This is a genomic window from Micromonospora sp. NBC_00821, assembly GCF_036347035.1.
In the GTDB taxonomy this organism is placed as follows: domain Bacteria; phylum Actinomycetota; class Actinomycetes; order Mycobacteriales; family Micromonosporaceae; genus Micromonospora; species Micromonospora hortensis.
On record NZ_CP108880.1, the window covers coordinates 891,741 to 916,968 of the forward strand.

Below are 25,228 nucleotides of genomic sequence, written 5' to 3' on the forward strand. Positions count from 1 at the left end.
TGGAGGCAACACGTCGTGGCTATCCTCTCCTCGCTCCGCCGCAGATCGGCCGCCATCAGCGTGGCGGCCGTCGCGGGCGCCACCGCCGTCGGCGTCTGCCTCGCCGTCAGCAGCGCCTCCGCCGGCACGCTGTCCGGGTCGCTCTACCGCGACCCGAGTTCGGCAGTCGTCCGCTGGGTCGCCGCCAACCCCGGCGACTCGCGCACGGCCGTCATCCGCGACAAGATCGCGAGTCAGCCGCAGGCACGCTGGTTCGCCAACTTCAACCCCTCGACAGTGCAGTCCGAGGTCTCCGGGTTCATCGGTGCCGCCAACGCAGCGCAGCAGATCCCGGTCCTGGCCGTCTACGAGATCACCAACCGGGACTGCGGCGGGGCCAGCGCCGGTGGGGCGCCCGACCTCAACCAGTACCAGACGTGGGTGTCCAACTTCGCCAGGGGACTGGGCAACCAGACCGTCATCATCATCCTGGAAACCGACTCGCTCGCTCTGCTGACGTGCCTGAGCAGCGCCGAGATCAACGCGCGCAACGAGGCGATCTCGACGGCCACCCGGACCATCAAGTCAGGTAACCCCAACGCCAAGGTCTACCTCGACGGCGGCCACTCCACCTGGAACAGCGCCGGTGAGACGGCCAACCGCCTCCGGGCGGCCGGCGTGCAGTACGCCGACGGCTTCTTCACCAACGTGTCGAACTACAACTCCACCTCCAGCGAGGCGAACTTCGGTCGGGCGGTCATCTCCGCGCTCAACGGCATGGGGGTCTCGGGCAAGCGCCAGGTCATCGACACCAGCCGTAACGGGGGTGCCAGCGGGGACTGGTGCGGCGACGACAACACCGACCGACGCATCGGGCAGTACCCGACGACCAACACGGGTGACAGCAACATCGACGCGTACCTGTGGGTGAAGCCGCCGGGGGAGGCGGACGGCTGCCGCTTCACTGCCGGTTCGTTCCAGCCCGACCTGGCCTTCAGCCTGGCCAACGGCGCGCCCAACCCGCCCACCACCACCCCGCCGACTACCACTCCCCCGACCACGACCCCGCCGACGACCACGCCGCCGACCACCCCTCCGCCGACCACCACTCCGCCGGCCGGTGACGGCTGCTACGCGTCGATCGCGGTCAACCAGTGGGCTGGCGGTTTCACAGCGAGCGTGACGGTCACCGCCGGCAAGTCGGACATCAACGGCTGGACCGTGTCCGTCGCGCTGCCCGGCGGCGCGGTCACCAGCGCCTGGAACGCGCAGGTCAGCGGCACCAGCGGAACCGTCGGGTTCACCAACGTGAGCTACAACGGACGGGTCCTCGGCCGGCAGTCGACCAACTTCGGCTTCCAGGGCACCGGCACCGGCCCCGGCGTGTTGGCCGACTGCGTGACCAGCTGATTCCACCCGATGCGGCGGCCCGGCACGGAGGACACTCTCCGCGCCGGGCCGCTCTGTGCCACCCAGGTAGCGCTCGCACCCCCCCGTCAGCTCAGGGGACGCCCCGCGATCTATGTCCGCACGGTGGTGGCCTGCGGCTTCTCGGCACCGCGGCTGTGGTTCGGTCGTACCGACCAACCGCTGTGGTCAGGCTCGTGGTTCCTCCCTCTCCTGCGGGACATTTCGTGGCCGGCGAGCAAGGCGATCGCCACGGCTGTCAGCAGGCCACCGAACAACGGGATGACGCGCACACCGGCCGTCGCCAGCAGACCCGCGCCTATCAACGAGCCGGCCGCGAGGCCGAAGTTGAACGCGACGCTGAGGCTGGCCGACGCCATGTCGGTGGTCGACGGGGCCACCTGCATGACGCGGTGCTGGACTCCCGCGATCAGCGAACTGAACGACATCCCCGCCACGGCGAGCAACGGGATCGTCAATACCTTGCTCGAGCCAACTCCATAGAGGCCGAGCATCGCGGCGGTGAGGAGCCCGAGTAGGACCAGCACGACACCGAGCGGAAAGCGGTCCAGGACCCGGCCGACCGCCCAGGTGCCGGCGACGCCGAACGAGCCTTGAACGAAGAGCAGCAGGCCGAGAGACGCCGCGGCGAACCCGCTGACGTCGAGGAGGAAGACGGTCATGTAGGTGAACGCGCCCATGGCGCCGGTGACCGCGAGGACGGTGGCGAGGAGGAGCACGACGAAGCGTGGCCGGTCCGGCATCGGCCCGATGTCGCCCGCACTCTCCTGCGGTGTGACGCTCGGTAGGAGCAGGGCGACCGCGACGCAGGTGACGAAGCCGAAGACGGCCATCGCGACGAAGGCCGCCCGCCACCCGGCCTGCCCTCCCAACCAGGTGCTCAGCGGCACGCCGAGGACCGGGCCGAGCGCGTTGCCGATCGACAGCCGAGCCACGATGCGGCCCCGGATGTTCGCGGGGAACATCGAGATCGCCACCGGGAACACCACAGCCCAGAAGACACCGTTTGTGGTGGCGGACACCAGCCGCGCGGCGAGCAACACCTCGTAGGAGGTTGCGAAGGCCGACACCGTCGTCGCCGCGGCGAACACGCCGAGGGCGCCGGCGAGCAGCGGACGCCGGGGCACACGCCGAGTGACCCGGGTCAGCGGGAGCGCCACAATCATGACCACCACCGCGTACCCGGTCACCAGCAGACCGGCCTCGGACCTGGAGCGTCCCAGGTCTGGCGCGATCAGCGTGAGCAACCCGATCGGAAGCACTTCGGTGGTGACGTAACAGAAAGTGGCTGCGGACAACGCGGCGAGGGCATAGACCGCGCGTCGTTGGTGCACCATTGGCGACCTCCCAGATCCTGGACGAGGTGTAGCGATCAGCCAGGGCGATGGGACCTCGTGATCCCGGCTAAATGGGTTTTGACGGTAGCATAGCTAGTTGTGGATTCCTTGCTGGTCTCGGTGTGTCGAGAGCAGATGCGAAGAGCCAGCGAAGAATGTAACCGCCTTAAAGGGTCTAGGTGGTAGCATCGCCGGTATGCCACTCGACGTGTGCCAACTACCGTTGGTCGGCGGTCACCCGGCACTCGATCTGGCCAACACGCTGGAGCGAGGGGGCGAGTCGCCGCACGACTTCCTGTCCGACAGTTCCGCTCTGCTGCGCTGGTCGGTCCGGGTGGGCGTGATCAGCGACGCGGAGGCCGACCAGGTGGGCCGGGCGTGGCACGACGAGCCCGCCGCCGCGCACGCGGGACTGGCCGCCGTGCGGGACATCCGTGAGGGGCTGTACCTCGTGATGCTCGCGGCGATCACCGACGCGAACGGTGACACGGCGGGTGACCCCATCGTGGCCGGTGCCGCCCTTGTCGCACTACATCAGCGCTGGTCCGGCGCGGCCGCCCGAGCGAGATTCGTGCTCGACTCGTCGCAGGTGCGACTGGTCTACGGCACGGCGCCGGCCATGCTGGTGCCCGACCGGATCGCCGAGGCCGCCCTCGACGTCATGCTGACAGCCGACCTGACCCGGGTGCGCCGCTGCCCGGTGCTCGAAGGTGGTTGTGACTGGCTGTTCCTCGATCAGAGCCGCAACGGTTCCCGCCGCTGGTGCCGCATGGCCGACTGCGGCAACGCGGTGAAGGCGCGACGGCTCACCGAGCGCCGCCGTGCCGCCCGGCCCTCCGGCGCCCAAAGGTGCGCCGAAATCGATGACGGGCCGGATCGACCAGCGCCAGGCACGGCGGCGGGCTGATTGGACCGACCACCGGCTATGGCAGCGCAAAGATGGCGTGCAGGCCGGTCATCAGGGGCTTGAGCAGCGAAGATCCGAGGTTGCGCTGGCGAAGCGTGCCCGCCGGCAAGCCCCAACTGGCGTTGACGAGTTGCTTGATTGTCTCAGCAGGGGCGGTACGCCTAGGTTTGTCGAACACATCCGAGGTCACCTGGCAGCAGCGCGGCACCGACCGCGCGCCCCGAAAGCGCCCACGCCTCGCCTCGTCGAGTCGACGCACACCCTGGACAGGTCGCCCGCTAACGATCGGGACGGCCAGTAGTCGCAGAGCCAGTTCTGGCCGATCTTCACGGTGCCCCCGGCAGGATTCGAACCTGCGACACACGGTTTAGGAAACCGATGCTCTATCCCCTGAGCTACGGGGGCGCGAGGGCCCAGTCTAGCGACCCGGGCACTCAACTGGGGTGGCAGGGAGTGGTCCCGGTTCACCCTGCCACCCGGACCCCTGTCTTCCCAGCCCAGGACCACAGTCGGGCAAACGAACCTCGCTCTCGACTGGCGGTCTCATTGGCGCCCTGCGCTGGCGCGGGACTCCACAAAGCTTCATCACCTGCGGACACGTTCCCGCGTTCATCGGTTGGCATTCGCACTCGATGCCACCCGCCCGATTCCCCCAGGGACCACGCGCCGGGCTCCGCGCCCGAGCGAGCATCAACGGCCGCCCCTGACCGGCGCGCTGCCTGGGATCCGCTGAGAGAAGTGGTGCTCCGCGCCGCGAAGGGGGGTTCGCGGCGCGGAGGGCGACTCAGGCTGCGTAGATCAGCTTGACGCCATTCAGACCGAGTGCCGCCGCCCGTGTGCCGCGGACTCCGCTGTTGAGGTTGCGCCAACTGTTGTTGCTGGCGGCCTCGTGTACCCACCCGTCGACGACGTTGTAGATGTGCTTCACCCCGTTGACGTTGAGCGCGGCCAGCGAGGTGCCCTGTGCGCCGTGGATGCCGGTCCACAGGTTGGCCCAGCCGGCGTTGCTGGCGGCCTCGTGGACCCGGCCGCCGTTCAGTGTGTAGAGGATCTTCGTGTTGCCCACTGTGATCGCCGCTACCGCCGAGGCCGGGATGCCCGTGTTCAGGTTCCGCCAGGCGTTGGCGCTGTGCGCCTCGTGTACGTAGCCGCCGACGATGCTGTAGACGTACTTGACGCCGTTCAGCGTGATCACCGAGATCGACGACGAGCTTGCCCCGCCGATGCCGGTGTTGAGGTTGCGCCAGCCGTTGTTGCTGGCGGCCTCGTGCACGTAGCCGTCGACGACGTTGTAGACCAGCTTCACCCCGTCGAGGTTGATCGCGGCCAGTGCGGTGCCCTGTGCGCCGTGGATGCCGGTCCACAGGTTGGTCCAGCCGGCGTTGCTGGCGGCCTCGTGGACCCGGCCGCCGTTGAGGGTGTAGAGGATCTTCGTGGATCCGAGGGTGATCGCGGTCGTCGCCGTTCCGGTGACCGCGCCCGCGCTGCCGGAGACCGGCAGGGCGCGCCAGCCGGTGTTGCTGGCCGCCTCGAACACCTGACGGGGCTGGTCGGCCGGGTTCTGCTGGATGAAGACCAGCGGGTTGATCCGGGTGCCGGACGGGTCGATCATGTGCCAGTGCAGGTGTGGGCCTGTCGAGCTGCCCGAGCCGGGTGCGCCGGCCGCGCCGCCGGAGCGGCCCACGATCGTGCCCGCGCCCACGCTGGCACCGTTGCCGAGCAGGAACTGCGACAGGTGCAGGTACTGGCTGCGGTACCCGTCCGCGTGTTGGATCGTGACGGTGTGCCCGCCCGTGCCGTTGTTGGGGATGTTCTGGATGGTGCCGGCGCCGCAGGCCGGCAACGCCGTGCCCACCCCCATCCCGAAGTCGATGCCGCCTAGTGACCCGCGGCGGAGGTGGCCCTCCCAGGTGTCGGTGATCGGGTAGGCGCCGAACGGGTTGTAGATCGACGGCGCGGCCTGCGCGGCCTCGGGAACCAGCAGGCCACCGGCGCTGATGGCGCCCGCACCCAGCACCGCCGCGCGTAACATCGTGCGGCGACTCACGGCGGAGGTGGCCGTGTCGTCGCCGCAGCAGCGGCCTTCGTAACCGTCAGTCATTCCCACTCCTTCTGCACCCGCCGAGATATCTACGGAGGCTAATGGGTGGGATGGTCTTGCGGTACCGCGGCCACCAGACGTTGATCAGAGCGACGGGAGCTGTTCGGCTCGGGTGACCACCTGGTCGATGAGGCCGTACTCCCGGGCCTGCTCGGCGGTGAACCACCGGTCCCGGTCCCAGTCCCGCTGGATCTCGTCGAGGGTGCGTCCACTGTGCTGGGCGATCAGCTCCTGCATCGTCCGCTTCACGTGCAGCATGTTCTCCGCCTGGATGGTGATGTCGGCTGCGGTTCCGCCCATCCCACCGGACGGCTGGTGCATCATGATCCGCGAGTGCGGCAGCGCGTACCGCTTGCCGGCCGTACCCGCGCAGAGCAGGAACTGCCCCATCGAGCCGGCGAACCCGAGCGCCAGCGTCGCCACGTCGTTGCGGACGTAGCGCATCGTGTCGTAGACAGCCATTCCCGCGCTCACCGAACCGCCCGGCGAGTTGATGTAGAGGTAGATGTCCCGGTCGTCGTCCTCGGCCGCGAGCAGCAGGATCTGCGCGCAGATCTGGTTGGCCGACTCCTCCGTCACCTCGGTGCCGAGGAAGACGATCCGCTCGCGCAGCAGCCGCTCGAACACATGGTCACCGAAGGACGGCTGCCCGCCCTCCAACATCCGCACGTCGTACCCGATCATGTGCCGCCGCCTTCCACCGCGCCGGCGGGCGGTGGGGACCACCCGGTGGACCGGCCCCTTCAGCGTGCGGGCGACGACGGTGGCTGGCCCAGTGATTCTGCCGCCGGCAGATCCGCCGACGGCAGAACCCACGCGGCCTACGCGACGGTCACCCGCCGCGCACCCGCCCGGGCCCGCGCGCAGCCCACCAGAGCGGGGGTACGCGGACCGGGGCGCGAGCCACCAGCGGAGGCCATCGCGCCGACGCTGAGGGTCGGCTCGCTCGCCACCGGCCCGCGGTGCAGGACGAACCCATCGACACGTGGACCCACCAGCAGGGTGGCGTTGCCGATCTCCCGGCGAGTCGCATCGACCCGCTCCAGGTCGGTAAGCGCGGCGCGCGGCGCGGCCGGGAGGCGGGGCTCGACCCTGCGCATGTCGTCGCGGGCCTCGCCGAGCAGGTCGGCAAGGCTGATGCCGAGCGCCCGGCAGATCGCCGCCAGCACCTCCGACGAGGCCTCCTTTCGACCCCGCTCGACCTCCGAGAGGTAGGGCACGGAGACGTCCGCCGACGCGGCCACCTCGCGCAGCGTGCGGCCCTGACGCTGGCGGTGGCGGCGCAGCACCCCGCCGATCACTCGTCGCAGCAACGACATGCCGGCCTCACTTTCGCGGTCGTCGTCAGGGGGACATCCCCATCATGCCCGCTGCCGGACCTGCCGGACCTGCCGGCTGCCCGTGCGGGCCCGCGCCGCGTCAGGCGCGGGCCCGACCCCGTCACCGGGCCAGGTGGGTGTGCCAGTTGGCCGGATCGGCCACCAGCGTGACCGCCGGGAACAGCGCCCGGGTGCCGCCGGTGGGAAGCAGAGCGCTGTCGTCGATCGACACATTCACTCCGTGGACGTCGTAGACGGTCAACGACTCGTTGCCGTTCTCTCCGGTGAACCGCGCCGGGTGTCCGTCAAGTGTGGTGTTCGGGTCGACGTACCCCCTGGCCGTGGGATCGGTGATGTTGCGGTAGCGGGAGACGCCGAGGGACAGCGTCCGGGCCCGTTGCCGACCGGGCTCGGTGCCCGGCTCCGCTGTCCAGGTCATCCCGACGTACCAGGTCAGGGGCTCATCCAGGGACTCGGACACGTCGACCGTGATCAGCCCCAGGTTGGCCGGTAAGCCTGTCACCGTCACCGTCGCCGGCATCGGGACGAGGCTCGTATCGAACCGTAGCGAACGGGCCACCTGCACCGCGGCGTCCCGCGCATCCGGTTCCACCCCTAACACCCGGACCTGCGCCCAGCCCTTCGGGGCGTACTCCCAGCGCAGGATCGCCTCCGGCTTCTCGGCACCGGAATAGCTGGTGAAGACGCTGGGCCCGCCGTTCAGCTCGGGACCGGCCTCGGTGGCACGGGCCAGGGCCAACTCCCCGCTGTCACGCTGCGGTGCCGACGGTTGCACGTCCTTCGGAAGAAGCGAGACGGCCACGAACTGTCGCTGGTCGTCGGTGCGGCCGTTCGACGCGCTGAGGTGCACACCCGGGCCGGAGAGGAGCAGTCCGGCCTGGTACTGGAGATCCCGCAGCCCGTCCGGCAGCCAGCCGAACCGGACGTAAACCCGCTGTGGGTCGACAGTGGTGAGCGCGACCGGCAGACCGGTCTCGCCATCGGCGGGCGCCGTGCCGAACGGGGCGGGGGCCGGCGGTCGGTCCGGGGTGAGCAGGTCGGGGACGGTGAGCCCGCCGACGGTCAGTGCCACCGCCAGCAGCGCGGCGCCGGCACCCTGGGCGAGGCGGCGTTGCCGCCGTGCCGTGCTCATCGCCCGTTCCACGTCCAGCACGACGGAGGGCCGCTCGGCCGACTCGATCTCGGTCAGCATCAGGTCGCCGATGTGGCGTTCGTCAAGCATCGTCGCTCCTCTCAGTTCGCGGTCAGGGTGGGGGTGAGCAGGGTGCGCAGGGTGGCAAGGCCCTTGGCGGTCTGGCTCTTCACCGTCCCCGTCGAGCAGCCCATGGCCCGGGCGGTCTCCTCGACGCTGAGGTCCTGGAAGTACCGCAGCACCAGCACCGCCCGTTGGCGTGGCGGCACCTGCCGCAGCGCGCCCACCACCGTGATCCGGTCGGTCGGGTCGGCAAAGGACCTGGACACGTCGGGCAGCGCGGCGCCGAGGCGGACCCGCGCCCACCGCAACCGCCGCTCGTCGATCAGTCGCCGCACCAACATGGTCCGGACCAGCGCGTCCAGGTGATCGGCCTGCCGGGCCCGCGCCCACGAGCGGTACAGCTCGGTGAGCACCCGTTGCAGGATGTCGTCGCCCCGGTCCCAGTCCCCGCACATCAGGTAGGCGGTGCGCCGCCACTGCACCATCCGGGATCTGACGTACTCGGTGTATTCGTCGTCGGCCTCGGCTCGCCGTCTGCCGCTCGTCGTCACGAGGGTCGCGCCCCCTCCGTCTGCCGGCCTGCACCGGTTCGTCGTTGTCGTCCGGTAGTCGGGTGCGGGCACGCCGCCGGTTGTCCGCCGCAACCCGGGCGTGCGGTCGACGGTGTACCCGCTATGTTGTGGGCGTGCAGGCGACGGCGGGGGAGCAGGTTCGACGGTGATCCATTTTCCCGCGCAGCGCCGGGGCCCACTGAGCGCGCTGAGCCTTCGGCTCGCCGCCGCGCTGGGCCTGGTCTTCGCCGTGGTCGCCGCGGTCTACCTCGGCCGGGACGGCTACCGCGATGTCAACGAGGACGGCCTCACCCTCCTCGACTGCTTCTACTACGCGGTCGTGTCGCTCTCGACCACCGGCTACGGGGACATCACCCCGGCCGCGCCGTCGGCTCGGCTGGTCAACGTCCTCTTCATCACCCCGGCCCGAGTGATCTTCCTTATCATCCTGGTCGGCACCACCCTGGAAGTTCTGACCGAGCAGTACCGGACCGGCCGTCGCCTGTCGCGGTGGAGGAGAGCCGTGAAGGACCACGTCATCATCTGCGGCTACGGCACCAAGGGGCGCAGCGCGGTGTCCGCCCTGATGGAGAACGGTCTGGACCGCTCGCGGATCGTGGTGGTGGAGCGCAGCGCCGCCGCTCTGCGGCAGGCCACCTCTGCCGGGCTGGTGGCGATCGAGGGTTCGGCGACCCGTTCGTCGGTGCTGAACGAGGCGCACGTCAAGAACGCGAAGGCCGTGATCATCGCGACCGACAGTGACGACGCGTCGGTGCTGGTCGCGCTGACGGTACGGCAGCTCACTGCCGGACAGGTCCGGATCATCGCGGCGGCGCGGGAGGCGGAGAACGCCCCGCTGCTCAAGCAGAGCGGCGCGCACCACGTGATCGTCTCCTCGGCCACGGCGGGCCGGCTGCTCGGCCTGTCCACCTCGGCGCCGCCGCTGATCGACGTGGTGGAGGACCTGCTCACCCCCGGCCAGGGCATGGCGCTGGCGATGCGTTCCGCCGAGCGGGACGAGGTGGGTCGCTCGCCGCGCGAGCTGGAGTCGTTGGTGATCGCCCTGGTGCGGCGGGGCAAGGTGGTAACCCTGGCGGACCGGGCCGGCGCGGTGATCGAGACCGGCGACATGCTGGTGCACGTACGCGACGACCGCCCCCAGTCGGCCACCACCGCCTGATCGTCACACCGCTGTCGCGGTGGTGACCGCTGGCATGACGGTGCCGCTCTCGCCGCTGCGAGGCGGCGTCAGCAGGTGTCGTCGGCGACGCAGATCGCCTCGGTGCAGCTGACGGCCGTGCCGGTGGAGGCCCGGCTGAGCAGTTCGTAGAGCGTCTCCCGCTCGGCGCGATCCAACGCGCCCAGCACCTCGTCTTCGGCGCCGGCCAGGGCGCATTCGGCCTCGCTGAGGCGTTTTGCCCCATCTTCGGTGAGTTCGACGACGTGTCGGCGGCGATCCTCGGGTGAGCGCCGACGTTCGATCAGCTGCTTCGCCTCCAGGTCGTTGAGCAGCCCGACGATGTTGGTGCTGTCCATTTCCAGGATGGTGGCCAGCGCCTGTTGCCCGGTGCCGCCGCCGGCGCGCAGCACTGTGAGTGCGACCAGATGCCGGGGGCGTAGCCCCAGCGGCGCCAGCACCGACTCCGACCGCAGTCGCATCCGCCGGGCCAGATGGTCCAGGAGTGCGCCCGAGCGGTGCTCGGAGGAGTCGAGCGGCTGCGCGGACATGTGACCCAGTCTACCGACTCAGCGGAACATCGGCCTGCTATAAATAGTTGGTGCCTCACGAACGATCTCTGAAGGAGGAATGATGCATCTGCTGCATATTGATTCGAGCATCCGCGGTGACTGGTCGGTCAGCCGGCGGCTCACCGCCCGTGCGGTCGACGCATGGCGTGCGGCCCACCCGGACGGCACCGTGGCCTACCGGGACCTGGGCGCCGAGCCGCTGCCGCACCTGGACGCGGACGGCGGGCTGGCGCGAATGACCCCTCCGGACCAGCACACGCCGGCCCAGAGCGAGTCCTGGCAGCTCAGCGAGCGGCTCGTCGACGAGGTGAAGCAGGCCGACGTGGTGCTGCTCGGCCTGCCGCTCTACAACTTCGGCGCGCCGAGCAGCGTCAAGTCCTGGGTCGACCACCTGATCGTTCCCGGGCTGGCGTACGACCCGACGACGCAGGAGGGCCTGCTCGGCGGACGCGAGTTCGTGGTGCTGGCCACCCGCGGCGGCGGCTACGGCGAGGGCACCCCTCGTTTCGGCTGGGACCACGCCGAGCCGTGGCTCCCGCACGGCCTGTCGATGACCGGCCTGCAGCCGCGCTTCATCAGCGCCGAGCTGACCCTGGCGCCGTCGGTGCCGGCGATGGCCGAGTTGATCCCGCTGCACGAGGCGAGCCTCGCGACGGCCGAGAAGGAGATCGACAACCTCTGGATGCCGGCCACCGCCCAGCGCTGATAAAGCGCCGGTACGACGAGAGCGGCCGCCCCCGGATCGGGGACGGCCGCTCTCGTCGGTGCGGACGGGTTACATGATCGTCCAGGTGTCGCCGCTGCCCAGCAGGCTGGCGAGCTGCTGCTCGGGGGTCTCGGTGACCTTCGCCTTCGCGGCCGCGAGCTGAGCCTGCACCACGCTGTCGTAGGACGGCCGGTCCACCGAGCGGAACACCCCGATCGGAGTGTTGCGCAGGTCCAGGCCGGGCAGCCGGGACAGCGCGAAGGCGTAAGCAGGGTCGGTCACCGTCGCGTCGTGCACGACGATCTCCTCCGGGCGGACCGAGCTGGTGTCCCGGACCTCCAGGCCGAAGCCACCCGGTGGGTGCACCACGCAGAACTGCCCGTCGGCCCCGAAGGTGATCGGCTGGCCGTGCTCCAGGCGGATCAGGTAGTTGTCCCGCGTGGACGGGTCCTTGAGCTGCTCGAACGCCCCATCGTTGAAGATGTTGCAGTTCTGGTAGATCTCCACGAACGCCGAACCCTCGTGCTCGGCGGCGGCCCGTAGCACCGACTGGAGGTGCTTGCGGTCGGAGTCGATGGTGCGGCCGACGAAGCTGGCCTCTGCGCCGAGGGCGAGCGAGAGCGGGTTGAACGGGGCGTCCGCAGAGCCGGTCGGTGTCGACTTGGTGACCTTGCCGACCTCGGATGTCGGAGAATACTGGCCCTTGGTCAGACCGTAGATCCGGTTGTTGAACAGCAGGATCTTGAGGTTGACGTTGCGCCGCAGCGCGTGGATCAGGTGATTGCCGCCGATGGAGAGCGCGTCGCCGTCGCCAGTGACCACCCAGACCGACAGGTCCGGCCGGGACACCGACAGGCCGGTCGCGATCGCCGGGGCCCGACCGTGGATCGAGTGCATCCCGTACGTGTTCATGTAGTACGGGAAGCGGGACGAGCAGCCGATCCCGGAGACGAAGACGGTGCGCTCCCGGGGGATGTTCAGCTCCGGCATGAACTGCTGGATGGCCGCCAGGATCGCGTAGTCACCGCAGCCGGGGCACCAGCGCACCTCCTGGTCGGACTTGAAGTCCTTCGCGGTGAGCTTGACGGCGACGGGCTCAGACATTCTTCAGCACCTCTTCCAGCGTCGTCTCCAGCTCGGCGGCCGTGAACGGAAGGCCGCGGACCTGGTTGTAGCTGATCGCGTCGACCAGGTAGCGGGCCCGGATGACGTGGGCCAGTTGGCCCAGGTTCATCTCCGGGATGACCACCTTGTCGTACGAGCGGAGCACCTCACCGAGGTTGGCCGGCATCGGTGCCAGGTGCCGCAGGTGCGCCTGGGCGATGGAGAGGCCACGCTGACGGACCCCGCGGCACGCCGCGCCGATCGGCCCGTACGTCGAGCCCCAGCCGAGGACCAGCACCCGGGCGTCGCCGTCCGGGTCCTCCACCTCGATGTCCGGCACCGGGATGGTCTCGATCCGAGCGGCCCGGGTACGCACCATGAAGTCGTGGTTGGCCGGGTCGTAGGAGATGTCCCCGGTCTTGTCGGCCTTCTCCAGACCGCCGATCCGGTGCTCCAGGCCCGCAGTGCCGGGGATCGCCCACGGTCGGGCCAGGGTCTCCGGGTCACGCAGGTAGGGCAGGAAGGTGGTGCCGTCGTCGCCGTTGGGCTTGGTGGCGAACTCGACCCGCAGGTCGGGCAGCGACTCCACGTCCGGTAGCAGCCACGGCTCGGAGCCGTTGGCGACGTAGTTGTCGGACAGCAGGATCACCGGGGTGCGGTAGGTGAGCGCGATCCGGGCCGCCTCCAGTGCCGCGAAGAAGCAGTCCGACGGTGACCGGGGCGCGATCACCGCGACCGGTGCCTCGCCGTGCCGACCGTAGAGCGCCATGTTGAGGTCGGCCTGCTCGGTCTTGGTCGGCATGCCTGTCGACGGGCCGGCACGCTGCACGTCCACGATCACCAGCGGCAACTCCAGCGCCACCGCGAGCGAGATCGTCTCGCTCTTGAGCGCCACGCCGGGGCCGCTGGTGGTGGTCACGCCGAGCGACCCGCCGTAGGAGGCGCCCAGTGCCGCGCCGACGGCGGCGATCTCGTCTTCGGCCTGCATCGTGAGCACACCGAAGCGCTTGTGCTTGCTCAGCTCGTGCAGGATGTCCGACGCGGGCGTGATCGGGTACGCGCCGAGGAAGACCGGCAGCCCGGAGCGGACCCCGGCGGCGACCAACCCGAGCGAGAGCGCCGCGTTGCCGGTGATGTTGCGGTACGTGCCCGGCTTCATCTTGGCCGGTTTGACCTCGTAGCGGACCGCGAAGTCCTCGGTGGTCTCGCCGAAGTTCCAGCCGGCCTTGAAGGCGGCGACGTTCGCGGCGACCAGCTCCGGCCGGGACGCGAACTTGCGTTCCAGGAAGCGCAGCGTCGACTCGTAGGGCCGGGAGTACATCCAGGAGAGCAGGCCGAGCGCGAACATGTTCTTCGACCGCTCGGCGTCCTTCTTGGACACCTGGTGGGCGGCGAGCGCGCCGACCGTCATCGAGGTCAGCGCCACCGGGTGCACGACGTAACCTGCCAGCGAGTCGTCGTCCAGTGGGCTGGCCTGGTAACCGACCTTGGCGAGGTTGCGCTTGGTGAACTCGTCGGTGTTGACGATGATGTCCGCGCCGCGCGGCAGATCGGCCAGGTTGGCCTTGAGTGCCGCCGGGTTCATCGCCACCAGCACGTTGGGCGCGTCGCCCGGCGTGAGGATGTCGTAGTCGGCGAAGTGCACCTGGAAGCTCGACACGCCGGGCAGGGTGCCGGCGGGAGCCCGGATCTCGGCGGGGAAGTTTGGCAGCGTGGAGATGTCGTTGCCGAGCTGCGCCGTCTCCGAGGTGAACCGGTCGCCGGTCAGCTGCATGCCGTCGCCCGAGTCACCGGCGAACCGGATGACCACGCGGTCGAGTTGACGGATCTGCTTGGTCACTGTGCCACCTTCGTTCGCGACTGCGGGGCTTGCCCGGCCACGGAACCTCCTTGACGCAACGCTTCACCGCACCGCCCCAGGCTGGCCCGGCCGCTGTCGTTCCTCACCTGAGAGCCTACGTCTAAGGGAGCCCTAACCATCCCCGGAGGTCCGCCGACTGGGACCGGATCGGGTTGCAGAATGCCCGCTTTTGCGGGGTTATGCACCGCCCGCCGTAATTCAGATCACCACCGGCTTCCGCCGACGACCCGGCCGCGCGCTGCGGGGGTCGTCAGTCGATCAGTCGGCGGGGCTGGGCGCGGGCTCCGGCGACGGGCCGCCGAGCCGGCGGCGTAGCGAGATCGTGGCTAGCGTGAGGGCCAGCACCACCAGCAGCGTGGAGACCGCGATCAGGATCACGGCGGTGCGCTGCACCGAGGTCACCCCGCCGTCTCCGGTCGCGGCACCGGCGGGCAGTACGCCCTGCGAGCCGGTTGGCGCGGGCGGGGAGACCACCGGCGTGGCCAGCGCGGCCGCCGCGGTGATCCGGAAGCTCATCTGCACCCGACGGGTCGGGCCGCTGCGCGGATCGAGCTGACCGACCACGGCCCCGGACAGCGGCGCTTCCCGCTGCGCCTGTGGCGTCGCCTCCACCGGCAACTGCACCTCCGCGGTCGTGCCCGCCAGCACCAGGCCGGCGTCGCAGCGGGTACGCGTCGGGTCGACCGCCACGCAGCCGAGCGGCGGGGTCGGCACGGTGACCCCGGCCGGCAGGACGACCTCGACCCGGCCGGCGGCGTCCACAGCGCCGGTGTTACCCAGCCGGAGCGTGAGGGTGCTGGGGCCGCCGCTGATGTCGAAGGCCACCTCGTCGGCGGCGAGGTCGATCCCGGGTACCGGCGGGCCCGCCGGGAAGAGCACCGCGAAGCCCTGGTCGTCGGTCACCTCTCCGGCGGCTCCCGGCGCGTCCGCGACGACCTGGACGGAGCCGCTGAGCGGCATCTGCTTCCACGCCGTGCCGGCGACCCGCAGCCGCAGCACAGTGCTGAACCGAACGCCCGCCCCGGCGGTCCAGGCACCGCAGCGGTACGTCCCACCACCGGCGGCGGCGCAGCCCTTCGTTCCGGCGTCGGTCAGCCCGGCGGGCAGCGTGTACGAGAGCCGGATCTGTTCCGTTGTGGTACCTGTGTTGTGCACCGTGACCTGGAGGGTGGCGGCCGTACTCGGTGTGTTCCAGTACGTCTCGCCGAGGGTGACGTCGCCGGTGGTGACCTGCACGCCCAGCGGGCTCTGCGGCGGCGGCGCCGAACCCGGCGCGGGCGGGCGGACCGTCGGGGCCGGCGGTGTCGGCGGGGCGGGGGGCGCCGTCGGTGGCACCGGGGGAGCCGGGCTGGGCGGCCGGGTGGTGCTGCCCGGCGCGGGCGCGCTGGTGGTCGGCGGTGGCGGGACCTCCGGGGCGGTGGTCACCGGCGCCGGTGGCGTCGTCTCCGGTGGTGGCGCGGCGGTCTCCGGTGCCGGGTCGGTCGGCTCCGGGTCACCGCCCGGGTCTTCGGTCGGGGTGGGTTCCTCCGCCGGTGTGGTCGGGGGTTCCTCGCCTCCCGGCTCGTTGACCGGCTCGGCCGAGGTGGCGACCGGGTCCGCGTCCGGTGCGGCCGCGCTTGCCCAGGCTGGCCCCACGGCGAGTGCCGTGAGGAGGCCGAGCGCGAGCGCGGTCGCCAGCAGGGGCGTGGAACGCCGCCCCTCCGCCCGGTTACCGGGCGATGCCTTCACGCGGGCCATCTGTCCTCCGGTGACATGGGTGGGTGTCCAATATTCGGTAACAGTTGCCCCGGTGCACTAGTCCCATCTGGAAACAAATCCGTAACGTGTTTGGGACGGCCCGTCCGGGCGGGCGGTAGGCTGCCGACTGTGAACGGATACCTGGGCTCGTACGCGACGCTCGGTCTCCTGCTGCTCGCCAGCGTTCTCTTCTTCGTTACGGCGTTCTCGGCCAACCGGGTGTTACGCCCGGCGCGTCCGGCCGACCCGCCGGGCAAGCGGGCCAGCTACGAGTGCGGGCTCGACCCGGTCGGCGCCGACTGGGCGCAGATGCAGATCCGCTACTACGTGTACGCCTACCTCTACGTGCTGTTCGCGGTCGAGGCGGTGTTTCTCTTTCCGTGGGCGGTGGTCTTCGACCGGCCGGGCTTCGGTCTGGTGACGGTGGTGGAGATGGCGGTGTTCGTGGCAGTGCTCGCGCTCGGCATCCTCTACGCCTGGCGTAGGAACATCCTTCGCTGGACCTGAGCGCCACTGCCTCCGGCGATCGTGTCGGTCCGTCCGACCGTTTGCTGTCGGTTACGGCGACGACCGGTCAGGCGAGCCCCCGGCGGGTGACAGTGGGCGGGCGGTCGCCTCGGATCGAGGCCACCATGTCCAGCACCCGGCGGGTCGGGCCGACCTGATGGGCCCGGAAGACCCGGGCGCCCGACCAGGCCGAGACGGCCGTCGCGGCGAGCGTCCCCTCCAGCCGTTCCGCCACCGGCAGGTCCAACGTCTCACCGATGAAGTCCTTGTTGGAGAGCGCCACCAGCACCGGCCAGCCGGTCGCGGTCAACTCGTCCAGTCGGCGGGTGATCTCCAGCGAGTGCCGGGTGTTCTTGCCGAAGTCGTGCGCCGGGTCGATGAGGATGCCGTCGGGGCGTACCCCTGCCGCCACCGCGCGCTCGGCGAGCCCGGTCACCGTCGCGACCACGTCGGCGACCACGTCGGTGAAGGCGGCCCGGTGTGGCCTGGTCCGCGGCGTCAGCCCGCCGGCGTGCGAACAGACCAGGCCGGCGCCGGTCCGCGCGGCCACCCGGACCAACGCCGGGTCGACGCCCGACCAGGTGTCGTTGAGGAGATCGGCCCCGGCCGCCACGGCCTCCGTCGCCACCTCGGCCCGCCAGGTGTCGATGGAGATCACCACCTCCGGAAACGCGGCTCGGACGGCAGCGATGGTGTCCACCGTTCGCCGGATCTCCTCGGCGACGTCCACGTCCGCGCCGGGGCCGGCCTTGACGCCGCCGATGTCGATGATGGCCGCGCCCTCGTCCACCGCCCGCTCCACAGCGCGCAGAGCGCTGTCGGCGGCGTAGGTGGCCCCGCGGTCGAAGAACGAGTCCGGCGTGCGGTTGATGATCGCCATCACCACCAACTCGCCGGGGGCGAACGTGTGCCCACCCAGCCGAAGCGCCCCGGCCATGCCCGCCTCCTGGAAGTTCACGCCGTCGCCGCCGCGTCGGCCGGTCCCGACGCTAGTCGGTCGCCCGTCCACGATTCCGGGCGGGCGTCGGCACCGATCATGATCGAGGCGGGTGGCGGGGTCGCTCCCGGCCGGCTGCCATGCCACGATCAGTGCATGGGTCAGCTTCTGCTCCTCCTGGTCGTGGCGTTGACCGTCGCGGCGGTGATATTCGGCGTGACGGTGCTGGTCAGCGGGCGCGATCCCGGTCTGGTGCCGGCCGAGCCGGATTCGCAGGCCGTGGCGTTGCCGGGCACCCGCCCGTTGCGCGAATCCGACGTGGGGGCGGTCCGTTTCGACACCGGGTTGCGCGGGTACCGGATGGACCAGGTCGATAAGGCGCTGCGCCGTGCCGCCTACGACATCGGTTACAAGTCCGAGCTGATCGGCGTACTGGAGTCGGAGGTCATCGCCTTGCGTGAGGGGCGCACCGACGACGCGGACGTGCTGCGGCAGGCCCGTGAGCAGTCCGCCAGCAGGGTGACTCCCGTGGACGCGGCCGAGGCCGGCGAGGCGACCGAGCCGGGCGAGACGGCGGAGCCGGGCAAGGACGCGCCGCTGAACGGCGAGGCGGGCTCGGCCCCGGTCGGCTCGACGACTCCCGGTCCGTTGCCCGCCGCCAGCTCGTCCCCGGCGGATTCCGACGGGGTGGCACCTGCCGCCGCGCCCGCCGACGACGACGAATCGGCCGATCGTGAGCAGACCGCCGACACCGAGCAGCGCGACGCGGTGGTTCGGTCGGAGTCGGCATGACCGAGCCGGGGGGTGCCGACGATCTTCGCGAGGCGGCCCGACCCGGCGCCGGTGAGGTGACCGCCACGGTGATCGTCGAGGCCCCGGCGGAGCGGGTGTTCGCCGCGCTGCTCGCGTGGGAACGTCAGTCCGACTGGATCCCGTTCACCCGCGTCCGGGTGGTCGAGGGCGACGGGCGCGAGGGCAGCCGGATCGAGGCGGTGACCGCGCTCGGCCGGGCGACGCTGCGCGACGAGATGCTGGTGGTCCGGGTCGACGAGCCGTACGAGATCGGTGTCGTGCACCACGGCCAACTGCTGCGCGGCCCGGGGGTGCTGCGCTGCACCCAACTGGACCGGGACCGCACCCAGGTCGTCTGGCACGAGTGGTTCCACCTGCCGGGCGGTCGGGCCGGTCGGCTGGCGTGGCCGGTGCTCTGGCCCGGCTCCAAGCTCGGCCTCACCCAGGCGCTGAAGAGGTTTGCCCGTCTGGTCGAGCAGGGCCGGCTGCCCTGACCGGGGAGCCCGGCGCTGGCTGCCAGCCCGGTGCGCGGAAGAGATGCCCGACCCGGTGCCGCCAGGTCACCGCGGCGCGCAGGTCCCGGGCGATCGAGGCGTACTCGTGGAAGGCCACCCGGACCGGGTTGTAGCTGCCGACGTTAGTGGTCAGGCCGTACACGCAACGCTCCCGTTCCGGCGCGAACGACGCGAAGAGCCGGTCCCAGACGATCAGGATGCCCCCGAAGTTGCGGTCCAGGTAGCTGCCCTGCGACGCGTGGTGCACCCGGTGGTGCGACGGGGTGTTGAACACCGCCTCGTACCAGCGCGGCATCTTGTCGATCCGCTCGGTGTGGATCCAGAACTGGTAGAGCAGGTTGACCGAGCCGCAGAACGCGACCACGGCCGGGTGGACGCCGGCCACGATCAGCGGGATGTAGAACACCCAACTGGTCAGGCCGGTCCACGGCTGGCGCAGCGCGGTGGAGAGGTTGAACCGCTGCGACGAGTGGTGCACCACGTGCGAGGCCCAGAGGATGCGGATCACGTGGTGGCCGCGGTGCGACCAGTAGTAGCAGAAGTCCTGCGCGAGCAGGATCAGCGGCCAGGTCCACCAGAGCTCGGCGACCCGCAGCGGGGTGAGCGCGTAGAGCAGCGCGTACGCGGCGGCGATCGGCACCTTCCAGAGCAGGTCGGCGAAGATGCTGCCCAGGCCCATCGTCAGGCTGGTCGCGGTGTCGGCGCCGCCGTAGCCGACCTCGTCGTCGTCGCGGTGCAGCAGGTAGGAGACCCGCTCCAGCACGATGAGCAGCACGAAGGCCGGGATCGACCAGGCGATGACGTCCGGGAACTCCTTCACCGCGCGGCCTCCGCTCGCCGTCACCGGTCGGGGCGCACCGTCGGGTGACCTCGACCTACCGGTCGGTAACAAGCACCATAGGCAGCCGGACGGCCGGTGGCAATGGGGTGTCGGACGGATGCCCTAGCGTGTACGAGGTGACTGACCTGGTGATCGGCGCCGATGGGCTGCCTCGCTGCGCCTGGGGGTCGAGCACCCCCGACTACGCCATCTACCACGACACCGAGTGGGGGCGGCCGCTGCGCGGCGACGACGCGCTCTACGAGCGGATGACGCTGGAGGCGTTCCAGTCCGGGTTGTCCTGGCTGACCATCCTGCGCAAGCGTCCGGCGTTCCGACTGGCCTTCGACGAGTTCCACATCCCGACCGTCGCCCGCTACGACGACGCCGACGTGACCCGGCTGCTCGCCGACGCCGGCATCGTCCGCAACCGGGCCAAGATCGAGGCGGCGATCGCCAACGCCCGCGCCGCACTGGAGCTGCCGGAGGGCCTGTCCGCGCTGCTCTGGTCCTTCGCGCCGGAGCCACGACCAACTCGCCCCGCCTCGTTCGCCGAGCTGGCGCCGATCACGCCGGAGTCGACGGCGATGGCCAAGGCACTCAAGAAGCGCGGTTTCCGGTTCGTCGGCCCGACCACCGCGTACGCGCTCATGCAGGCCACCGGGATGGTCGACGATCACATCGTCGGCTGTCACGTCACCCTTGCATCGGCGGCGTGATGAGATTGCAGGCATGACGACCGAGACCGCGCACCGGGCCGGTGCGGCCGGCAACGCCGACGGGGTGGGCACCTGGGCGGTGCTGCTGCCCGCCGAACGGTACGAGGCCGAGCGGCTCGTGCACCACGACACGCTGGAGCTGACCGGGCTGACCGACGTCGCCCGGCCAGGGCTGGGCGACCAGGTGGCCGTGCTTGTCGACGCGCCGCCACGGCTGGTGGCCCTCGGCCGGGTCACCGCGCCGGGTCGACGCCATCGCGAAGACCCGGACGACCCGCAGTCCCCGGTCGAGCCGGGCACGCTCGTTGTCGCGTACACCCGGCGGGCCTTCGACGAGCCGGTGCCGGCCGACCTGCTGACGTTCGACGGGCCGGTCACCGCCGTGGCGCCGGCGGCCTTCCGGGCGCTGGCCGACCAGCTCGGCCCGCCCCCGGCGCGGCGCACCTGGCTGGTCAGCCTCGACCTGCCGATCGAGGCCGGCACGCCGGCCGAGGCGGTTCGGCTGTTCTGGTCCTACGTGCAGGAGCTGGGCCCGCGTGAGCTGCCCGCCTTCGTCTCGCCGGCCGGCGACGAGCTGGCCATGCAGGCGTTCGTGCTGGGCGAGCAGGCCAACCAGGACCCGGAAGAGGACGACTAGAAGAGCTTCTCCACTCGTCCCCGCCAGTCGGCGAGGACCGGGCCCGGGTCGGTGTCCAGCACCCGCTCCAGCAGCGTGGCGTAGACGTCCCGGAAGTCGGTGGTGTATTTCAGGTCGCCGTCGTCGAGGTCGGTGAGGCTCGGTGGTGCGCCGTGCCAGCCACCCCGAACGCCCGCGCCGAGCAGCAGCACGTCCGAGGCGGTGCCGTGGTCGGTGCCGTCCGAGGCGTTGGCCCGTACCCGACGGCCGAACTCGGAGTAGACCGCCACCACCACCTTCCGGCCCGCCTCGGTGCGACTCATCCGGTCGGCGAACCCGGTCAACGCCCGGTCCAGCTGACCCAGGAGCACGGCCTGCAACTGCTTCTCGTCGGCGTGCGTGTCGAAGCCGCCCAGCGACACCGAGAAGACCCGGGTGGACACCCCCGCCTCGACGCACTGCGCGACCAGGTCGAGCTGCGCGTCCAGTGGGGTGCGGGCCCCGCCGGTGGCCGTCGCGGGGGCCTGCTCGCCGTCCGGGTCCGCCGTGTCCGGGTCGGCGGAGTCGCGTACCTGGCGGATCATCTCGTCCACCGAGCGCAGGTCGGCGAAACAGGCGGCGGCCCGGCCCCGGGCCGCCGACTCGCCCGCCTCGGCGGCGGCGAACGCGGTCAGTGTCGCCGCGGGCAGCCCTTTCGCGGCCTTCCGGTCGGTCACCGGCACTGCCGCACCGGCGCTCTCGGCCCCGGCCAGCAGCGGCGGCAGCGCCGGCTCGAAGGAGACCGCCAGCCGGGGGTCGCCGCCGGCGCGGTCCAGCCACCGCCCGAGCCAGCCGGTGTTGCCGGGCCGGTCCGGTTGCGCCGTGTGCCAGATGTCCATCGAACGGAAGTGGCTGCGGTCCGGCTTCGGGTAGCCGACTCCGCGCACGATCGCCAACCCACCGCCGGACCACCGCTGGTGCAGGCCGGCCAGCGCCGGGTTGAGGCCGAAGTCGTCGTCCAACCGCCGCACCTCCCCATCCGGGTACGCCAGCTCCGGGCGAGCCGCCCGGTAGGCCGGGTCGCCGTACGGAATGACAGTGTTGAGGCCGTCATTGCCGCCGTAGAGGGTCACCAGCACCAGCGTGCGGGACTGCGGGTCCCGGTCCCCGCTGGTGTCCAGCAGGTCTCGCAGGCTGTACGCGCCGGCCCCGGCGGCCAACGCGCCCGCGCCGACCACCCCGCTGGTCAGCAGGAACCTGCGTCGGGTCACTGCGTCCATGTCGACTCCTCCGCTCAGCTGACTGTGTATTCGGGGCTGACCAGGCCGGCGGCCAGCAGTTTGCGGGGCTCACCGGCCAGCGGGGTGAGAGCCGCCCGGGTGCGTGCGCCCCAGCCGTCGACCACCAGCAGTCGGGCCAGCGCGTCCGGTCGGCCGGCGGTGGGCGCGGCGGTCAGGCGGGCCAGCACCGCTGGTGCCGTGGCGGCGGCGAGCACCCCGGCCGTCCGCAGCCGGGCCTGCAACGACGAGGTGGTCAGCCAGGCGGACCCGGCCGGCCAACCGCCGACGCTCGGTGGGCGCAACGGCACCTGGTCGAGCGCGTTCAGACCGGCCAGCAGTTGTCGACGTTGCTGCTCGGGCAGCGCGGACGGTCGGATACCGAGCTGCCGCAGCGCACCGACCAACCACTCCACCGGTTGCTTCACCAGCGTGCCCCGGGTCTGCGCGAAGGCCGGCGCGGAGAAGAGCGCGCGCACTGTCGCGATGGTGTCCGCGCCGGCGAGGCCATCCGGTGCCGGGGTCTCGGTGCCGGCGTAGCGGAACCAGAGCCGACCGGCGACGAAGGTCGCCGCTGCCGGTTGGGCCGCCAGCAGGCCGGCGTACGCCTCGGCGTCGAACCGGCTGCTCCGTCCGAGGATGCTCTTCTCGCCGGGGTCGTGCCGGCGGGTCTCGAAGCGGGCCGCACCGGTACGCCGGTCGACCACCCAGCCGGTCAGGGCCCGCGCGCCGGCCTTCACGTCGGCCTCGCTGTAGGCGCCGATGCCGAGGGTGAACAGCTCCATCAGCTCGCGGGCCAGGTTCTCGTTCGGTGCCTTGCGGGTGTTCTTCTGCCCGTCCAGCCAGACGATCAGGGCGGGGTCGCGCACCATCGCGGCGAACAGTGGGCCCAGCGGCCCACGACCGTGCCGGCGCAGCGTCTCCAACTGGCCCACCATCAGCCGCGCTGACTTGACCTTCTGCGCGCTGGTGGCCCAGTGCCCGTGCCAGAAGAAGAGCAACTTCTCGGTCAGCCCGTCCTCGGCGGCCACCATCCGGTCCAGCCACCACTCGGTGACCTGCTGGAGTTGCTTGCGGCGCTCCGCGTTGGCCTGCTGCCGTTGCTCACGGGTGGAGTCCTTGGTCAGCCCGGCGTACGGGTCCGGGGGTAGCGTCGGAACCGGTGTGGCCGCCGCACCCCGGTCCGTCGCGGGCGGGGTGAGCAGCCGGTCCAGTGTCGCCGCCGGCCCGGCCCGCTCGGCCGCGTCCACCTCGTCGGCGGTCGGCCCGAAGGTGGCCCGGCGCAGCAGGTGCGCCACCGATTCACGATCGCTCATACCGGCCGACGCTAGGCGTTCCGTGTTCGAGGACGGTAAGGGCGGCGTCCGGATCGCGTTCAGCGTCCCTCGAAGACCGGTTTCTGCTTGCCGACGAAGGCGAGGGTGGCCGCCCGGTGGTCGGCGGTGGCGCCGCAGATCGACTGGGCCTGCGCCTCGGCGGCGAGCGCGTCGGCGAGGGTGCCGGCGTCGGCGATGGAGAGCTGTCGCTTGATCGCCCCGTACGCGATGGTCGGGCCGGCGGCGAGGCGGGCGGCCAACTCCTGGGCGACGGGCAACACCTGCTCGTCGTCGTCCGTCAGCCGGTTGAGCAGGCCCAACCGGCAGGCCTCCTCGGCGCGGACCGGCTCGGCCAGCAGCAGCAGCTCCACCGCCTTGGCGTGGCCGACCAGCCGGGGCAACGTCCAGGAAGCGCCGGTGTCGGCGGCGAGACCGATCTTGGCGAAGGCCATCAGGAAACTGGTGGTCGGACCGCCGATGCGGATGTCGGCCAGGAACGCCAGCGACGCGCCCGCCCCGGCGGCCATCCCGCGGACCGCGGCGATCACCGGCTTGGGCAGGTTGGCGAGCCGGGCGGCGATCGGGTTGTAGTGCGCCCGCACGGTGCCCAGCGGGTCATTGGCGGAGTTTTCCAGGGTGGCCACGTGTTCGCGTAGGTCCTGACCGGCGCTGAACGCTCCGCCGGCCCCGGCCAGGACGACAGCACGGCAGGACCGGTCGGTCTCCAGCTCCGCGAGGGCGTCCCGCAGCGCCTCCTTGAGCGCCACGTCGAGCGCGTTCATCGCGTTCGGCCGGTTCAGCGTGAGGGTGACGACGGCGTCGGTCCGGTCGACCAGCAGCGGCTCGGTCACGTGTCTAACGACCCTTCTGTCGGACGATGCGGTTGCCGGCGTCGAGGCACTGTTCGACGTACCGGTCGGCGGCCGGACGCAGGCGGGCTGCGTGCCGGTCGAAGAAACTGGCCGCGGCGGTGCCGGGCCACCGCTCGGGCAGCAGCGCCGGGGGCAGCTGCGGATCCTGGAAGAGGAACGTACGCCACGCGTGCACGAGGCGGAACCGCGTCGCGTACGCCTCCTCGTCGCTGCTGCGCACTGTGACCGCAGCGAGCAGCGGGCGCTGGTCCGCGACGAACCGCTCGTAGGCGCGGCCGATCTCGGCCAGGTTCCAGGCGCGTCGGACCACGCCCATCGCGCCGGGGGTGCCGGAGAAGTGCGAGGCGGTGAACCGCTCGAACCGGATGCCGGTCTCGGCGAGGAGGAGGTCGACGTCCTCGGCGGGGCGGGTGGCGACCCAGGTCTGCTCGTCGAGCGTTCCGTAGCCGAGGAAGCTCAGATTCGCGGCGAGCCGTTGGCGGTCCCGCCGGGAGCCCGGGGCCTCCAACACCAGGAGGTCGAACCGGCCGTCCCAGGTGACCCGGCCGGTCCGGTAGATCCGGGCGGCTGCCTCGTCGAGTCGGCGGGCAGCTTTCGGTGTGATCGAATATCCCGGTCCGGAGACCAACCGGAGGGGCTCGAGCCAGCCTTGGCGCACCATCCGGGAGACGGCGGTGCGAACTGCTGGCGGTGCGATTCCCAGCGGCGCCAGTAGCTTGACCAGGGCAGCAACCGGTGCCCGGCCACCCCTCGGACGGAGGTGGTCGCCGTACAGGTCGAAGAGTGCCGACCGTGCCTGCATGACCGCACATTGTGACAGGCCTTCTCAAGATAAGCTAGATGCTGTTACATCAATGCTGCTCCGGTTTGGGTCCGGCGGTGT

General features: G+C 71.1%; 25 protein-coding genes and 1 tRNA gene. 9 read left to right on the top strand and 17 right to left on the bottom strand.

The window, feature by feature from the left end:
• The first annotated feature begins 15 nt into the window (after positions 1-15).
• Complete coding sequence (locus OHB44_RS04195; RefSeq protein WP_266303750.1) at positions 16-1,389, top strand: glycoside hydrolase family 6 protein; 1,374 nt, start codon at positions 16-18, stop codon at positions 1,387-1,389.
• 110 nt (positions 1,390-1,499) lie between these two features.
• On the opposite strand, the gene OHB44_RS04200 is transcribed toward OHB44_RS04195, so the two are convergent.
• Entirely contained in the window at positions 1,500-2,744 is a 1,245-nt protein-coding gene (locus tag OHB44_RS04200; RefSeq protein WP_238683671.1) for an MFS transporter, read from the bottom strand.
• A 196-nt stretch (positions 2,745-2,940) separates the two neighbouring features.
• Here OHB44_RS04200 and OHB44_RS04205 point away from each other — a divergent pair, with 196 nt between their 5' ends.
• Positions 2,941-3,651 (top strand): CGNR zinc finger domain-containing protein, encoded by a 711-nt coding sequence (locus OHB44_RS04205; RefSeq protein ID WP_266303748.1) that lies wholly within the window; start codon positions 2,941-2,943, stop codon positions 3,649-3,651.
• A gap of 332 nt (positions 3,652-3,983) precedes the next feature.
• On the opposite strand, the gene OHB44_RS04210 is transcribed toward OHB44_RS04205, so the two are convergent.
• The 6 genes from OHB44_RS04210 to OHB44_RS04235 form a co-directional block, all read right to left on the bottom strand.
• Positions 3,984-4,056 (bottom strand) — tRNA-Arg (locus OHB44_RS04210).
• A gap of 379 nt (positions 4,057-4,435) precedes the next feature.
• Positions 4,436-5,752, bottom strand: a complete 1,317-nt coding sequence (locus OHB44_RS04215; RefSeq protein ID WP_330439670.1) for a M23 family metallopeptidase — start codon at positions 5,750-5,752, stop codon at positions 4,436-4,438.
• An 84-nt stretch (positions 5,753-5,836) separates the two neighbouring features.
• Positions 5,837-6,436, bottom strand: a complete 600-nt coding sequence (locus tag OHB44_RS04220; protein ID WP_330439671.1) for a ClpP family protease — start codon at positions 6,434-6,436, stop codon at positions 5,837-5,839.
• Between the two features lie 137 nt (positions 6,437-6,573).
• On the bottom strand, positions 6,574-7,071 hold the full coding sequence (locus tag OHB44_RS04225) for a helix-turn-helix domain-containing protein (RefSeq protein ID WP_266303745.1): 498 nt from the start codon (positions 7,069-7,071) through the stop codon (positions 6,574-6,576).
• Positions 7,072-7,192: 121 nt separating this feature from the next.
• Positions 7,193-8,314 (bottom strand): hypothetical protein, encoded by a 1,122-nt coding sequence (locus OHB44_RS04230; protein WP_330439672.1) that lies wholly within the window; start codon positions 8,312-8,314, stop codon positions 7,193-7,195.
• Between the two features lie 11 nt (positions 8,315-8,325).
• Positions 8,326-8,838, bottom strand: coding sequence for a SigE family RNA polymerase sigma factor (locus tag OHB44_RS04235; RefSeq protein ID WP_238683663.1), 513 nt, complete (start codon positions 8,836-8,838; stop codon positions 8,326-8,328).
• 166 nt (positions 8,839-9,004) lie between these two features.
• Between OHB44_RS04235 and OHB44_RS04240 the strand changes: the two genes are divergently transcribed.
• Complete coding sequence (locus OHB44_RS04240; protein WP_112603739.1) at positions 9,005-10,018, top strand: potassium channel family protein; 1,014 nt, start codon at positions 9,005-9,007, stop codon at positions 10,016-10,018.
• A 68-nt stretch (positions 10,019-10,086) separates the two neighbouring features.
• Here the strand turns inward: OHB44_RS04240 and OHB44_RS04245 are convergent, their stop codons facing one another.
• The gene (locus OHB44_RS04245) at positions 10,087-10,566 is read right to left on the bottom strand and encodes a MarR family winged helix-turn-helix transcriptional regulator (RefSeq protein WP_238683662.1); all 480 of its coding nucleotides are present in this window, start codon (positions 10,564-10,566) and stop codon (positions 10,087-10,089) included.
• An 82-nt stretch (positions 10,567-10,648) separates the two neighbouring features.
• On the opposite strand from OHB44_RS04245, the gene OHB44_RS04250 reads away from it, so the two are divergent.
• A complete protein-coding gene (locus OHB44_RS04250) occupies positions 10,649-11,293 on the top strand; it encodes an FMN-dependent NADH-azoreductase (RefSeq protein ID WP_266303742.1) in 645 nt (214 codons plus the stop codon).
• 69 nt (positions 11,294-11,362) lie between these two features.
• On the opposite strand, the gene OHB44_RS04255 is transcribed toward OHB44_RS04250, so the two are convergent.
• From OHB44_RS04255 to OHB44_RS04265, 3 genes are all read right to left on the bottom strand, one after another.
• Positions 11,363-12,397: a 2-oxoacid:ferredoxin oxidoreductase subunit beta gene (locus OHB44_RS04255; protein ID WP_330439675.1), complete on the bottom strand. Its 1,035-nt coding sequence runs from the start codon at positions 12,395-12,397 to the stop codon at positions 11,363-11,365.
• Positions 12,390-14,237 (bottom strand): 2-oxoacid:acceptor oxidoreductase subunit alpha, encoded by a 1,848-nt coding sequence (locus tag OHB44_RS04260; RefSeq protein WP_238683659.1) that lies wholly within the window; start codon positions 14,235-14,237, stop codon positions 12,390-12,392. The genes OHB44_RS04255 and OHB44_RS04260 overlap by 8 nt, the downstream gene beginning before the upstream one ends.
• Before the next feature lie 279 nt (positions 14,238-14,516).
• On the bottom strand, positions 14,517-15,995 hold the full coding sequence (locus tag OHB44_RS04265) for a hypothetical protein (RefSeq protein ID WP_266303740.1): 1,479 nt from the start codon (positions 15,993-15,995) through the stop codon (positions 14,517-14,519).
• Positions 15,996-16,124: 129 nt separating this feature from the next.
• Between OHB44_RS04265 and ndhC the strand changes: the two genes are divergently transcribed.
• Positions 16,125-16,502 (top strand): NADH-quinone oxidoreductase subunit A, encoded by a 378-nt coding sequence (gene ndhC, locus OHB44_RS04270; RefSeq protein WP_091394827.1) that lies wholly within the window; start codon positions 16,125-16,127, stop codon positions 16,500-16,502.
• Between the two features lie 67 nt (positions 16,503-16,569).
• Here the strand turns inward: ndhC and folP are convergent, their stop codons facing one another.
• Positions 16,570-17,439 carry a dihydropteroate synthase gene (gene folP, locus OHB44_RS04275; RefSeq protein ID WP_330439677.1) on the bottom strand — a complete coding sequence of 290 codons (870 nt, stop codon included), beginning with the start codon at positions 17,437-17,439 and terminating at the stop codon, positions 16,570-16,572.
• 156 nt (positions 17,440-17,595) lie between these two features.
• Between folP and OHB44_RS04280 the strand changes: the two genes are divergently transcribed.
• Entirely contained in the window at positions 17,596-18,231 is a 636-nt protein-coding gene (locus OHB44_RS04280) for a DivIVA domain-containing protein (RefSeq protein WP_266303738.1), read from the top strand.
• A complete protein-coding gene (locus OHB44_RS04285) occupies positions 18,228-18,725 on the top strand; it encodes an SRPBCC family protein (protein ID WP_238683655.1) in 498 nt (165 codons plus the stop codon). The genes OHB44_RS04280 and OHB44_RS04285 overlap by 4 nt, the downstream gene beginning before the upstream one ends.
• On the opposite strand, the gene OHB44_RS04290 is transcribed toward OHB44_RS04285, so the two are convergent.
• On the bottom strand, positions 18,670-19,590 hold the full coding sequence (locus OHB44_RS04290) for a sterol desaturase family protein (protein ID WP_238683654.1): 921 nt from the start codon (positions 19,588-19,590) through the stop codon (positions 18,670-18,672). The two genes, OHB44_RS04285 and OHB44_RS04290, sit on opposite strands and share 56 nt — an antisense overlap.
• A 113-nt stretch (positions 19,591-19,703) precedes the next feature.
• On the opposite strand from OHB44_RS04290, the gene OHB44_RS04295 reads away from it, so the two are divergent.
• Complete coding sequence (locus tag OHB44_RS04295) at positions 19,704-20,285, top strand: DNA-3-methyladenine glycosylase I (RefSeq protein ID WP_323181883.1); 582 nt, start codon at positions 19,704-19,706, stop codon at positions 20,283-20,285.
• Positions 20,286-20,298: 13 nt separating this feature from the next.
• A complete protein-coding gene (locus tag OHB44_RS04300; RefSeq protein WP_330439680.1) occupies positions 20,299-20,922 on the top strand; it encodes a hypothetical protein in 624 nt (207 codons plus the stop codon).
• On the opposite strand, the gene OHB44_RS04305 is transcribed toward OHB44_RS04300, so the two are convergent.
• The 4 genes from OHB44_RS04305 to OHB44_RS04320 are packed head-to-tail and all read right to left on the bottom strand — an operon-like array spanning position 20,919 to position 25,147.
• On the bottom strand, positions 20,919-22,160 hold the full coding sequence (locus OHB44_RS04305; RefSeq protein WP_330439681.1) for a DUF1501 domain-containing protein: 1,242 nt from the start codon (positions 22,158-22,160) through the stop codon (positions 20,919-20,921). The genes OHB44_RS04300 and OHB44_RS04305 overlap by 4 nt on opposite strands.
• A 14-nt stretch (positions 22,161-22,174) precedes the next feature.
• Positions 22,175-23,473, bottom strand: a complete 1,299-nt coding sequence (locus tag OHB44_RS04310; RefSeq protein WP_266303735.1) for a DUF1800 domain-containing protein — start codon at positions 23,471-23,473, stop codon at positions 22,175-22,177.
• A 59-nt stretch (positions 23,474-23,532) separates the two neighbouring features.
• Positions 23,533-24,324 carry an enoyl-CoA hydratase-related protein gene (locus OHB44_RS04315; RefSeq protein WP_266303734.1) on the bottom strand — a complete coding sequence of 264 codons (792 nt, stop codon included), beginning with the start codon at positions 24,322-24,324 and terminating at the stop codon, positions 23,533-23,535.
• Between the two features lie 4 nt (positions 24,325-24,328).
• Positions 24,329-25,147, bottom strand: coding sequence for a PaaX family transcriptional regulator (locus tag OHB44_RS04320; protein WP_091394799.1), 819 nt, complete (start codon positions 25,145-25,147; stop codon positions 24,329-24,331).
• Positions 25,148-25,228: the final 81 nt, after the last annotated feature.

What these genes read in the sequence shown, in the direction of transcription:
- OHB44_RS04200 (WP_238683671.1), bottom strand. Translation starts at nt 2,744, where the DNA reads ATGGTGCACCAACGACGCGCGGTCTATGCCCTCGCCGCGTTGTCCGCA.
- OHB44_RS04245 (WP_238683662.1), bottom strand. Translation starts at nt 10,566, where the DNA reads ATGTCCGCGCAGCCGCTCGACTCCTCCGAGCACCGCTCGGGCGCACTC.
- OHB44_RS04280 (WP_266303738.1), top strand. Translation starts at nt 17,596, where the DNA reads ATGGGTCAGCTTCTGCTCCTCCTGGTCGTGGCGTTGACCGTCGCGGCG.
- OHB44_RS04250 (WP_266303742.1), top strand. Translation starts at nt 10,649, where the DNA reads ATGCATCTGCTGCATATTGATTCGAGCATCCGCGGTGACTGGTCGGTC.
- OHB44_RS04255 (WP_330439675.1), bottom strand. Translation starts at nt 12,397, where the DNA reads ATGTCTGAGCCCGTCGCCGTCAAGCTCACCGCGAAGGACTTCAAGTCC.
- OHB44_RS04300 (WP_330439680.1), top strand. Translation starts at nt 20,299, where the DNA reads ATGACGACCGAGACCGCGCACCGGGCCGGTGCGGCCGGCAACGCCGAC.
- OHB44_RS04310 (WP_266303735.1), bottom strand. Translation starts at nt 23,473, where the DNA reads ATGAGCGATCGTGAATCGGTGGCGCACCTGCTGCGCCGGGCCACCTTC.
- OHB44_RS04205 (WP_266303748.1), top strand. Translation starts at nt 2,941, where the DNA reads ATGCCACTCGACGTGTGCCAACTACCGTTGGTCGGCGGTCACCCGGCA.
- OHB44_RS04285 (WP_238683655.1), top strand. Translation starts at nt 18,228, where the DNA reads ATGACCGAGCCGGGGGGTGCCGACGATCTTCGCGAGGCGGCCCGACCC.
- OHB44_RS04220 (WP_330439671.1), bottom strand. Translation starts at nt 6,436, where the DNA reads ATGATCGGGTACGACGTGCGGATGTTGGAGGGCGGGCAGCCGTCCTTC.
- OHB44_RS04305 (WP_330439681.1), bottom strand. Translation starts at nt 22,160, where the DNA reads ATGGACGCAGTGACCCGACGCAGGTTCCTGCTGACCAGCGGGGTGGTC.
- OHB44_RS04225 (WP_266303745.1), bottom strand. Translation starts at nt 7,071, where the DNA reads ATGTCGTTGCTGCGACGAGTGATCGGCGGGGTGCTGCGCCGCCACCGC.
- folP (WP_330439677.1), bottom strand. Translation starts at nt 17,439, where the DNA reads ATGGCCGGGGCGCTTCGGCTGGGTGGGCACACGTTCGCCCCCGGCGAG.
- OHB44_RS04230 (WP_330439672.1), bottom strand. Translation starts at nt 8,314, where the DNA reads ATGCTTGACGAACGCCACATCGGCGACCTGATGCTGACCGAGATCGAG.
- OHB44_RS04265 (WP_266303740.1), bottom strand. Translation starts at nt 15,995, where the DNA reads ATGGCCCGCGTGAAGGCATCGCCCGGTAACCGGGCGGAGGGGCGGCGT.
- OHB44_RS04215 (WP_330439670.1), bottom strand. Translation starts at nt 5,752, where the DNA reads ATGACTGACGGTTACGAAGGCCGCTGCTGCGGCGACGACACGGCCACC.
- OHB44_RS04320 (WP_091394799.1), bottom strand. Translation starts at nt 25,147, where the DNA reads ATGCAGGCACGGTCGGCACTCTTCGACCTGTACGGCGACCACCTCCGT.